We start from the raw sequence: 10,867 nt of genomic DNA, 5'->3' as shown, positions 1-10,867 counted from the left end.
GATGGCTTGCCAACTGTTCATGGCGGGCCTCAGTCAGGATTCGAGAGCAGGCGCGCCTGGAGCGCGATTGCAAGTGGACGGCCGTGGTCGCGGGCTTCTGCCAAAGCTTCTTGCCAGGCAAGCGATGCAAGCAGGTCGGGACCGCGCTGGGTGAGGAGCGTTACGTACTCACTTTGGTCCCCCGGGCGGGTCAGGCCTTTCTCCCGGGCCTCGGTCACCATTTTGCGTACATGGCCAATCCGGGCTCCATGGCAGTTCTCTGACAGGCTGGCGCCCAGGAGCTCCTGGAGTTGGTCGGCCAGGTGATAGCTCATCGGGTCTCCATCCAACGCATCCCAGCATGTCTGGTCGAGCTGGATGAGAGGGACGCCGCAAAACTGCGGCAGGTCGTAGCCCGCGAAGTGTCGCCAGGCTTTATGTTCGGAATGAGGCTCCATGATCCACCAGGAGCGGATTGGCGCCAGTAGATGGGCGATACCTGGCAGGTCATGGCGAGCATGCAATATGGGAAAGGCTTGCTCCGTGTAGAAACGCAACAGGAAGGTGTCGCCATCCGGTCCGCAGGCGGTAACGCCTTGGCCAAGATGATGGACGAGCCTGGAAGGTGTCTGGGCGCTCACCAACCAGCCGCAAAGTGCATCGCCTGCCATCTCGGTCAGTGTGCAATGGAAGTCGTATTGGCTTTGCAGATCGGTCTGCTGACCAGGGGAAAAGAGCCAGGGGCCAATGTGCCTGAGATGGGTGAACTGCTCGTGGTAGAGGATTGGCAGTGCGTCGTCGGTGAAACGGTCTTGCAGCTGTTGACGCTCGCTGTCCTGCAGCCGAGCCAGTTCGACAATCGCCATCAATCGATGATCTGGCGCCTGTCGCAGTTGTTCCACCAGTTCGGTAGCGAAGGGTGTCATGCGTCGGGCGCTCCTTCCATTCGAACCAGGCTGCGGCCCTCTGCAATTGCCTTGAGCAAGCAACCCAGGCAAACGGGCTCGGCCGCAGTAGCAACGCCGTTGGCGGCGATGCTGTTGTTGCTGCCCTCGGAGTTCAACGCCACGGCGCCCAGCATCCGAATCGAGAGGCCATCAAGTGTCATGCCTCTGTCGTCGATGCGTAGGGTTCCACCGGGGGCCTTGAGGGTTACGCTTCTTGAAGCAAGAATCTCGTAGTCTTGAGTCAGATGCCTGATGTGCTGCCCAGCATTCAGCAGTACATGACCTTCAACCCGCTTTTCCAGGTGACCGCCAATCTGTATCCACTGGTTGGCTGTCGTCTTGTCGTGTCGGTTGTTACCCACCTCTTCGATGCGATCCTTGGTCGTGACGACTGCCAGGTTACGGCCAATGGTGAGGTGGTCGTCCTGGCCGATATCCTGTCGACGGTCCCTGCCAAGAGTGAGTTGTTCGTCATTGCCGATGGATTCGGTACGGTCGTGGCCGATGACAAGGGTCTCGTCGTTCTCGACGCGCTCGCTGCGGTCGTGCCCAACCATCGTGGTCTCGTCATTGTTGACGATGTTGTTCTGGTCCTTCTGGGCGTGGATGAAAATCTCTTCCTGAGCGGCCTCGTCCTCGAAGCGGATTTCGTTGAAGCCCTCGCCTTTGTGGGTCTGGGTCCTGATGGTCATCCGCGTCTTGTGGGCAGGAAGTTCGTAGGGGGGCAGTTGGTTGGCGTTGTAGTTTCGGCCGGTGATGATGGGTTGGTCCGGGTCGCCATCGAAGTTGCCGACGATGACCTCCTGGCCAATGCGCGGGATGGCCATGTGGCCCCAGAGGGCACCGGCGATATTGTGGGAAACGCGAATCCAGCAAGAGCTGTGCTCGTCATTGTTTCCCTCCCTGTCCCAGGGGAACTGCACCTTCACGCGACCAAACCGATCACAGTAGATTTCCTCCCCGGCCGGGCCGACCACTGTGGCTTGCTGCGGCCCTTCGATACGGGGTTTGCGCAAGGGAGAGGGGCGCCACTCTGTATCGTCCGGCACCAGGATGGCGGTGCTGCTGTAGTGCGTGCCACGTTCGGCTTCGGCACTTTCCTCGGCCAGGCTGGTGTATTGCTTGCCATGGTGTTCGATGCGAATAGGGCGCCAGCTGCGGTTCATGTCCTGCCGCGGATGGCCGATCAGATCGAAGCAGATACCCGGTACAAGGCGAGCATCATCGCCTTGCGCTCTGACGATACGCGCATCTGAACGCAGGCCCCTCAGACGGTCCCGCGTGAATGCGGTGCCCGTTTCACCCTTGTAGCGCCCTGGGTAGTCGTAGCGCTCGTAGCTGTTCGACTGGTGATCCAGGTCCGTTCCCTTGCATTCTGTTTCCTGGTTGTACATGGGGTTCTTGAAGCTGTAGTCGCGCTGGGTCTGGCACGCGGTACGCACATTTTCGGTATAGACAAAGCTGTGCAGCGCCGGTCCCGGGCTATCGCCGCCTGCCATGGGGTTGTATTCGAGCGGCGGCCCTGGTTGCTTGCCGAAGACCCAGAGGCGATCGCAGTGAATGAGGCGGTGTCCTTCAGCGCTGTGCAGAAAGCCATAGAAGGAGCCTTCCTCGCGCATGATGCGTTCGACGAAGTGGTAGTCGGTATCGCCGGCCTGAACGCAATACTCCCGGGGCTGATACGTGTGGGTCAGACGCTGCTCGTAATCCAGGGTGAGGCCATGCTTCGTGAGCAGGACCTTGGCGATTTCGGGCGCGTTGGGGCCCTGGAAAATGCGCCAGTCCGAAGCCAGGCGCATTCGTGCCAGACGGGGCTCCACGGTGGCGCGATAGCGGGTCCGCCTGAAGCCCGTGTCGCCTTGCTGGAATGAGGACACCGAGCCGTGCAGGTAGCGTACAGGCCGGTTCGCCTGCCAGAGGGTGAGTAGCGCCTGATGGTCAAGTATCAGGCCAAAATCTACGGCGGAGTTCGCGCAACTCAGGTCCACGTCGAGCCGGAAGGTTTCGGATAGACCTTCGACGAGGTGAAACTCGACGACCTCGAAGTCGTAGACGCCGTCCTCGCCCGCAGTGAAGGTAAAGCGTAAATCGGATTGGGCTGCCATATGAAATCCTTACCGGACTTAGTGTGGGGCTCGATGATCCCGGGTGGTGAGCAACCGACGCCTGCCACGCCGGTTGCCGGAGGTGGCTATCGGTTCAGCCTTCCATGGGCTTGCGCCAATCGTCCGAGGCCTCGGTACCGGCAATGACATGGGTCCAGGTAATCTTGCGGTAGGCCATGGCTACCTTGACCAGTTGGGTATACGAAGCCTTGGCCTCGTCCTGGGCATGGGGGAGGACGGTGTTGATGCTGACGATCGTGGCGTCTTCCAGCTGGGTGGAGAAGAAGTATTCCTGTTTGCCTTCGGAAGAGGTGCGGTACCACATCACTTCAACTTCCGGCAGCATTTCGCCGGAGGCCAAGGCCTGGTACAGAAGGGGAGTGGCCTTGCTGAGCGTTGCCGTGAACACGAACGGCTTGTGCACGCGCTGGCCAGAAGGCTGACCGCTTTGCGGGTCGGTTGGCGTGGAAATCAGGTGTTCGATTTCCTGGACAAGAATCTGGTCTTCGTGACCTTCCTGGTAGATGTTGCCAACCGACTCGGCGGTGAAGGCACCCTGGGTGATATGGCCCTGAGTTTTACCCTTGATGCTGATGTAGGCGGGAGTTGCCATGTAAATCTTCCTTGTATCGTTGATTTGAGTGGCCGAAAGAGACCGTTTCGCCATAGGTGTAGGAGTGGATGTTCTTTGTCTGGGTTGCTTGCCCTCCTGCCGTCATGTGTTGTGCTTTGGGTGTTGCATCAGGCTCAGGGCTTGAGGATGCCCTCGAGCCTCAGCAACACCTGCTCGGTACTGCTGTCGAGGCTGATGGAGAAATAGAGATAGGTCGCAACCAGCACGATTGTGGCGACGACCCAAGGGGTCCAGAGCGGCCATTGCCGGGCCTGGCGGTAATGGCGCGATGCGACGTTGTCAGGTGTGTCGGTCAGGTGCTCGGGCGTGTCTCCACGTTGCGCGCGAAGCATGCGATGCAGCTTGAGGATGAGCGTATTGAGCGAGTCCTTGCTGTTGTGTTGCTGGCCGTATTTGCCCATGAAGCCCAGACAAAGGCAGAGGTACTTGAACTCCAGTACGTCCTTGTAGCGGGTCGGGTCCATCTGCATCCGAGCGAGCACGGTGAAGAACTTTTCCCCGCCCCAGGTTTCGTTGTGGTGGTAGCTCAGTAGCGAGCGTTCGCGCCACACGGATTGTCTGCCCCACTCGGTGGCCATGACGGCCTCGTCGATGAACGCACACAGGGCATATCGGTAGGCCAGTTGCGTAGCGGCGTCGTAGCCGTGCTGACGAATCTCTTCAGACAGTGCTGTTATCTGGTCGCGCACGCTTGCATAGAGCTTGGGTATGTCGTTGCAGCGCTCCAGGCGGCGCAGGCGTATGACGAGGCCAAAGAGAGGTTGAGCGGCGTCGATCAAGGGATTGAGACTATGGCCACGAAGCTGGAACTGAAGGTCGGCGTCATCGTCAGTCCGCAATACTGTGTCGTAGACGATGCTGGTCTTGTCGGGGATGCCTGCAGTCGGTGCGGTTCGCAAGAAGTCATCCCTCGGCGGGTCGGAGGGAAGGCCGTTCTGCTCGTTGGCCGCAGATGCCTCAGCCACAGCATTGAAGCGGCGGTCGCGCAGTCCGTTTTCGCTACAGATGGTGGTGCTCATGTCATTGGCTCCGGATGGCCCAGAACTGCAACTGCAGCTCCGGGAATTCACCGCTGATGTGCAAACCGAAGCTGTTGGTGCCCCGGGGTATCAGCTTCTGCCAGGCGGTGGAGGTACGGTCGAGTTGGTAGTAGGTGAAGCCGGCATGGAACGGCAGGTGCCGCGGCGCCACTGGCAGCGGGCTCAGAGGTATGCCCGGAAGTTGCAGGCGAATGAGCTCCAGTAGCGATTGCTGGGACGCAACCTTGGTTTGCTGCAGGAACAGTTGCCGCATCTGGTCCAGTGGCATCCGGGCGCGGACGGCGAGGATGAAGTCGGCGCTGTCCATCAAGCTGCTATCCGTAACCTGCGCAGTGAGGATGCCGTGCCCCTGTTTGACCAACGGCACGGAAACCGCGCGCGGCTGCAGCACGGTACCCAACAGGCGGCGCAAGGTATCCTCGAGCATCTGAAAGGTGCTCTTGAGGTTGTCGTGCTGATAGGCAGGAAACTCCGGGGCAAGCCTTGAATGGTCGATGCAGGTGGCCAGTTCCCCACAGGCCTGGCCGCAAGCCAGGTAGGCGTCCAGTGGACTGACGTCCGGATCTTGTGCCATGTGCCGAAACTGATGCTGCCAACGATTGAGGGCCTGAAGCAGATTGAAGTCGCTGAAGTCAGCGACACCGGATTGGCTTGGGGAGCCGATGCGTTGTGCAATGTTCTTGGCCCGCGCCTGCATGAGGGAGAACACTTCTTCGATGAACTGCACCAGCGGACGGATGGCGCTGAGGTACAGCCCGGTAATGTAGAACGCAGTGTCCAGCAGAAGATGGCCGTCGGGCCTGCGCTCGAGGATGCGCCCCAAGGCCAGGCTGGTAAAGGCGCTTCGGTCATCGCGTTGCAGTGCCAGTTGCAGGCTGGGTACGGCCAGGGCCACTGGCGCGTGGCTGCCTTGATGACTGTGCGTGTCGAGTAGTTCCTCCGTATGCAGGACATAACGGGTATTGCCATGGGTGTCTGGCCAGCGCACTTGGGCAATGCCGTCCGATCGCAGTGGCAGGGTGAGGTAGACCGTCTGGTTCGCCAGGCCCGCGTCCGAGAGGGTCAAGGGCTGAGGAGGCGGTTGGTCGTTGGGAATGTTGAACAGCGAACCGTCGGGCATGATGCCTCGTGCGCGTACGATGGCAATCTTGCCGAAGGCAAGAAACTCCTGGTTCAGCTCCAGTTCGGAAAAGCCGTACCCGTACCGGCTGGCATGGCGTGCGTTGATGTAGTGCTCCAGATACCGGGTGGTCTGCTGGAAATGCTGGGGCTTGACGAACAGGCCTTCGCTCCAGGCGACGGGGTTGCGTGTGGTCATCGGTAGGTACTCGCAGGAGGGGGCAGGCAGAGGTCGTCCTGCGCAGGCCGGAAACGCTCGTCGGTGATGGCGACACGGGTGGTCTGCAGCATCACCATCAGGGGGTACTTGCGCCCGCGTGGCTCGACGCGGAATACGTCGTACCAGCGTTCGGCACTGGGGTCGTGAAATTGGGCGACCACGGCGATGTAGCGGGACTTTTCCTCGATGGACGCGAACTCGATGAACTTGAATTGCCCCGGAACCAGCGCGTAGTCGTCCATCGCCACGAGCGTGCTGCCCAAAGCCTTCTCGGGATTGTCTTGCAGCAGTTCAGGGGGCGCGTTCTCCAGCATGGAGTCGTCCTTGAGCTGCAAGACACGAAAGACAATCGGTGTGGCGGTGACAGCGGTCCTGCGCGCGTTGGGCGTTGGGGCAATGCTCGCTGCGCGGTTGTATTGCCCCACGCCCAGATGGACGTGTGCATCCGTTTCTGCGGTGTCCCGCTCCATCGGCGTGCTGTCCTCGGGGGGCGCGACTGCCGGGATGCTGACCGGGTTGGGGTTCACATCCGCGCTCGCGTACAGGCTCAGGGCAATTTGCGTGGGCTGGTCTTGCGGGTTTCCGACCGCGATAGTCGGGTCCATCATGATCTGCGCCGTCTTCTTGAAGACATTGCCCACGGTGCTGCAGCCGGCCAGCAGGGGCACGGCAAGCATGAGCACGATGGCGGGTCTCATCCCACCTCCGCGCGCAGCGCTTGATCGAATGCTGGTTCGAAGACCTCCCAGAACAACTTGTCGAAACCTTGCTGGCGGCCCGAGGTCAGTTCGCCATAGTAGTGTTCGTACATGCGCCAGGCCCAGTCGTCTGCTGGCGGCTGTCCTGTCTGACCGTTGCGATAGCGCTGGAAGCGCTGCTGCAGCTGTTCTGGCGAGAATGCCTGCAACAGCGCGCCGAGCCCGGCAGTGATGGCTTTGTACACGGCAACCTGTTGCCGGTGGATATGTTCCAGCGATTCTTCTACCGCCGCCGAGGGTGAGAGGTGGACGGCGCTACGCTGTGCAGAAAACAGCGCACGAACCGTTTCCTGATAGTTCTGTCCGAGACGCAAAGGGTTGTCTTCGATAGGCTGCAGCGTGCGGCCAGCGAGGGAAATTCGTTGCTGTTCGCCCGGCAGGGGAACGTTCAGGGCAGACAGTCCGCGAATGAGCGCACCGAGGGTGCGGCCTGCTTCGTGTAACAGAGCATGGACTTCAGCCCCGTCGACGCTGCCGAGCGGTGCGCCGAGACCTTCCAGCAGGGGTTCGACCAGGCTGGCAGGATCTGCACCGTCTGAGAGCTGACGCTGTAGCCATTCTCGGGACGCCGGGGTTTGAATCTCCTGTTCCAGCATGGGACAAGCTCCTGTGTCAGGGGTGGGCGAGCCATAGATGGCTTCGAAGGGGGTGGTACTGGCATCCGCCTGAGCGGCCAGCAAGGTATGTCCGTAGTGATGCGGGTCGATCGCTGGCGAGTTGCTGTCGGTCGACTGGGTCAGGTTGCGAACCGCATCGAGCGCTTCTAGCGGGTCGAGCAGTCCCTTGGGTGACAATGGTTCGGCCAATGACTGGAATTCGGCCCATCCCGGCCGTTGCCGACATTCACCCTCGATGTCGTATGGAGTGTCGTCCCGCGTCGAATCGACGTAGTGCGTGGGAACGTGAAGGAACTCCCCCAGGTCGTGCTCTGCGAGCGATCGGGCGGGGTCGGGCAGAGAATGAAAATCGTTGTCCAGATGAACGCCGATCCAGAATGGACCTATACGCAGTTTGTCCCCATGGCGCAGTCTGGCGCTGGCATTGGGACCAAGCGGCTGCATCTGGTCGTTGACGAGCGTCTCGCCACAGCGGTCGATCACCAGGAAGCCGCCATCTTCATGGCGGATTTCGCAGTGCTGGCGGTGCACGCTTCTGCTTAGGTCGTGAAGTTCCCAGTCCGCGCCCTGGCTCCCGATGGTGCCGCCATCGCTACCGAAGCTGTGCCGTGGTTGGCTGCCATGCTGCAGCGCCTGCGGATTCTCTACGACCAGGGACAGAAGCCGTTCGAAGTTGGAAGGAGTCATGGGCACACCGTTAGACGAACTCGTGGAGGACTGCGCAGTTCAGGCTGCTCGAGGAAACTGGTCCAGCCCAATTGGGAGCCGGTGGTCTGTCCGAGGTTGAAGGGCGGGACTTCGTTTTCGCACAGTCCCAGTTCGAGGTCGCAAGGCGTTCCGTCGCGGAGCAGAAAGGTGATCAACATGCGTAGCCGCGCAAAGTTTTCCCCCTGAGGTAGAAACGCTCGAAGCCGACTTTCCGACAGGTCGGAAATGACGATGGTGAATTTGCAGTGACGCGTTCGTACGCTTGTGCCGATACGAAAGCTCTCGCTCAATTGGCCGTTATGCTGTCCAAGGCGTGTGCGGTCCTCCATGGCGATGTCCGTATAGCGGAGCTCGAAATCGCGGATGGTCACTGTCGGCAAATCGAAGCAGTGCGCTATCAGGCCTGACACCATGGTGGGCGAACGGCTGCGATGGACGACGGCACCGGCAAAGCTGAGCAGCCGGCTCCAGGCGATGGGCGTGATACCTCGGACGGCTTCATCCTTGAGTCCCACCAGCGCGAAGAGATACTGGGACATCTGGTCGGTGGCACCGGCACGAAAGCGGATGTAGTAGCGGTACTTGCGCCAGGCCTGATGCAGCAGGGTCAACAGACGGTGGTTGAAGAAGTCGAAGAACGCCGGCCGAACGCCGTCACCCTGACCGGCCTCGAAGGCAAGACGTTCCAGATAGTACGAAGGCAGCGGAGAGTCTGGACCATGCATGCCGAAGAACGTTGCCTGAACCAGATACTGGTGTGGCAAGCCCTCCTCGAGACGGCGCGCCAGCGATACATCCGAGGCTGGAAACCCCATGCCCGCGTAGTTGCTCAAGCGGATGAGCTGCCGTTCTGCAGCATAGGCATCGCCGGATTCCAGGTCTTCGCCATGCAAGCCGTGCAGGCGCTCGAGCAGGTTGAAGAAGTCGTGACTGCGGGCCTCGTCAAGCAGTTGGTCGTTCAAGTCAGAGGCTGTGTGCCGGTGCGTAACGGCCATTTGTAATGCTCCTGATTCTTGATGTTGATAACTTCCAGCGCGTGAAATGACGAGATGCTGTTGAAAACCGCCAGGAAGTGACTCAGTACCGTGCCGAACAGATAGAGGTCGCCTTCGCACGAGAATCCGTCCTGATCGAGCTTGACGAGGGTGCGCAGTCCACGCACAGGAAGCGCCTTGAACATGCGATCGACCGGGGTGCAAGTCACCTCCAGCAGGCTGTCCAGCCGCATCTGGGTAGCGCGAGCGCGCTGGATGTCATGATGGGCTGCGAAGTCGTAGGCACGAATCACTGCCTTCAGCGAGGCAGGTGATGCCAGGGACAGGTAGGTAGGCGACAGATTGGATATCAATGTCCATTGCAGGTCCCCGTCGAGTACAGGGCGATACGACGGTGTTGGCGCGATCAGGTTGCGACAGGAGACGAAGTTCGGGATCTCGGGTGTAGGGACGCAGATGTCGCCTACCGCCAATGCCAGCGGCAAGTCGCGGTTTGTGCATGTCAGGGAAAAGGAGACGGTCTCCTCTCGCCCGATGTAGTGCTGCTCGTCGCCGCGTACGAATGACACCCGATGGTCTACGCCAGTGTTCACCATCGCGGGTGCGAGCCGAGTGCGGTAGTAGAGGACGGTGTTGCCGAGCTCGAAGTCGATTTGATGGCGAAGCGACTCGAAAGACTGATAGGTGCGAAGCCAGGTACCCGGGTGACCCGAGGTTCCGCTCTTCCAGCCTTCGACGCGATCGATACTGAAAATCTCGTAGGCGTCCGGCCTCTGTCCTGAAGGCCGAAGGCGATAGTCGACGGTCTTCCCGTTCAACCTCACAGGCTCAGCTTCGTGTTTCAGGAGATTGATTGCAGGTGCGCAGTGCAGCGCCAGGTCACCGGTATGCACCCGCATGTCGCTGGGCAAGGGACGGTTGAAATTGAACTCCAGTCGTATGCGTTCGATGCGGTGATTCGGCCAGAGCGATTGCAATCCGGGGATGCCGAAGAAGAAGTATCTGCGTGGGAACAGGAAGTACTCTTGCAGGATTCGGTAGCCTTCCAGTGCATTCTGCGGGTATGGAAGGAGTGCTTGCTCGGAGTCGAAACCCGGGAATACAAGGTGGTTGGCCGGTATGTGCTTGACAACGCCATCGCACTCCAGGCGAACGTCGCCCAGGTATTTCGACAGCCACAGATACAAGGTCATGGCGCTGTAATCGCTACCGCTCAGGTAGAAGTCCAGCCGGTCGCAGTCGTAAGTGCTGGGAGGATTGTCGCTCAGCGAGGCGAGATCCACATGCACCGTCGACTTCTCCAAGGAGTGCGCATCGCTGACTTCAAGGATCGTGAGTGGGTAGATATCGACGTCCGCACAGGTGCGAAACTCGCAGCGCATCCCTTCGACCTTGCGCGACAGAATGCGGCTCCCTTTTGCGATGCGGTGACGCACGGTAATGGCGCGGTCCGCTGGCGCAAACTGGATGATCGTGCTGCTGGGCAGTGGTCGCAGATAGTTGGGCCACAACAACTGCAGCAACGGATGCGTCAGTTCGGGGAAGTCATCCTCGATTTTCAGGCGCAGCTTGGCGGTCAGGAAGGCAAAGCCCTCGAGCAGCCGCTCGACGTCCGGGTCGGTCGCCTCATCGCCGAGGAACCTTGCCAGCTGTGGATTGTTGCGCGCGAACACTCGCCCGAGCCGGCGAAGGTAGTCCAATTCTTCCCGAAACTTGCTTTTCAGTGGCATCTAGCCCCCTTGGCG

9 protein-coding genes are annotated in these 10,867 nt (G+C 60.2%); all 9 read right to left on the bottom strand.

What is annotated here, in order from left to right; translation table 11 throughout:
• Positions 1–29 precede the first annotated feature (29 nt).
• The 9 genes from PPL01S_RS11140 to tssF all read right to left on the bottom strand — a co-directional run bounded on the left by PPL01S_RS11140 (position 30) and on the right by tssF (position 10,852).
• Positions 30–905: a DUF4123 domain-containing protein gene (locus PPL01S_RS11140; RefSeq protein WP_016393533.1), complete on the bottom strand. Its 876-nt coding sequence runs from the start codon at positions 903–905 to the stop codon at positions 30–32.
• Complete coding sequence (locus tag PPL01S_RS11135) at positions 902–3,031, bottom strand: type VI secretion system Vgr family protein (protein ID WP_016393534.1); 2,130 nt, start codon at positions 3,029–3,031, stop codon at positions 902–904. The genes PPL01S_RS11140 and PPL01S_RS11135 overlap by 4 nt, the downstream gene beginning before the upstream one ends.
• A 94-nt stretch (positions 3,032–3,125) precedes the next feature.
• Positions 3,126–3,644 carry an Hcp family type VI secretion system effector gene (locus PPL01S_RS11130; protein WP_016393535.1) on the bottom strand — a complete coding sequence of 173 codons (519 nt, stop codon included), beginning with the start codon at positions 3,642–3,644 and terminating at the stop codon, positions 3,126–3,128.
• A gap of 134 nt (positions 3,645–3,778) precedes the next feature.
• Positions 3,779–4,684, bottom strand: a complete 906-nt coding sequence (gene icmH / locus PPL01S_RS11125; RefSeq protein ID WP_028625017.1) for a type IVB secretion system protein IcmH/DotU — start codon at positions 4,682–4,684, stop codon at positions 3,779–3,781.
• 1 nt (position 4,685) lies between these two features.
• A complete protein-coding gene (gene tssK / locus PPL01S_RS11120) occupies positions 4,686–6,023 on the bottom strand; it encodes a type VI secretion system baseplate subunit TssK (RefSeq protein WP_028625016.1) in 1,338 nt (445 codons plus the stop codon).
• Entirely contained in the window at positions 6,020–6,742 is a 723-nt protein-coding gene (tssJ, locus tag PPL01S_RS24305) for a type VI secretion system lipoprotein TssJ (protein WP_016393538.1), read from the bottom strand. The genes tssK and tssJ overlap by 4 nt, the downstream gene beginning before the upstream one ends.
• Positions 6,739–8,106 (bottom strand): type VI secretion system-associated FHA domain protein TagH, encoded by a 1,368-nt coding sequence (tagH, locus tag PPL01S_RS11110; protein WP_016393539.1) that lies wholly within the window; start codon positions 8,104–8,106, stop codon positions 6,739–6,741. The genes tssJ and tagH overlap by 4 nt, the downstream gene beginning before the upstream one ends.
• Positions 8,103–9,122, bottom strand: a complete 1,020-nt coding sequence (gene tssG, locus PPL01S_RS11105; protein WP_028625015.1) for a type VI secretion system baseplate subunit TssG — start codon at positions 9,120–9,122, stop codon at positions 8,103–8,105. The genes tagH and tssG overlap by 4 nt, the downstream gene beginning before the upstream one ends.
• Entirely contained in the window at positions 9,086–10,852 is a 1,767-nt protein-coding gene (gene tssF / locus PPL01S_RS11100; protein ID WP_028625014.1) for a type VI secretion system baseplate subunit TssF, read from the bottom strand. Before tssF ends, tssG begins: the two co-directional genes overlap by 37 nt.
• Positions 10,853–10,867: the final 15 nt, after the last annotated feature.

The organism is Pseudomonas plecoglossicida NBRC 103162 = DSM 15088, from assembly GCF_000730665.1.
Lineage (GTDB): Bacteria > Pseudomonadota > Gammaproteobacteria > Pseudomonadales > Pseudomonadaceae > Aquipseudomonas > Aquipseudomonas plecoglossicida.
The sequence above is the reverse complement of the archived record's forward strand: the minus strand, read 5'-3'. Positions and strand labels throughout refer to the sequence as shown.

Coding starts and splice junctions, on each gene's coding strand:
- PPL01S_RS11140 (WP_016393533.1), bottom strand. CDS start 905: ATGACACCCTTCGCTACCGAACTGGTGGAACAACTGCGACAGGCGCCA.
- PPL01S_RS11135 (WP_016393534.1), bottom strand. CDS start 3,031: ATGGCAGCCCAATCCGATTTACGCTTTACCTTCACTGCGGGCGAGGAC.
- PPL01S_RS11130 (WP_016393535.1), bottom strand. CDS start 3,644: ATGGCAACTCCCGCCTACATCAGCATCAAGGGTAAAACTCAGGGCCAT.
- icmH (WP_028625017.1), bottom strand. CDS start 4,684: ATGAGCACCACCATCTGTAGCGAAAACGGACTGCGCGACCGCCGCTTC.
- tssK (WP_028625016.1), bottom strand. CDS start 6,023: ATGACCACACGCAACCCCGTCGCCTGGAGCGAAGGCCTGTTCGTCAAG.
- tssJ (WP_016393538.1), bottom strand. CDS start 6,742: ATGAGACCCGCCATCGTGCTCATGCTTGCCGTGCCCCTGCTGGCCGGC.
- tagH (WP_016393539.1), bottom strand. CDS start 8,106: ATGACTCCTTCCAACTTCGAACGGCTTCTGTCCCTGGTCGTAGAGAAT.
- tssG (WP_028625015.1), bottom strand. CDS start 9,122: ATGGCCGTTACGCACCGGCACACAGCCTCTGACTTGAACGACCAACTG.
- tssF (WP_028625014.1), bottom strand. CDS start 10,852: ATGCCACTGAAAAGCAAGTTTCGGGAAGAATTGGACTACCTTCGCCGG.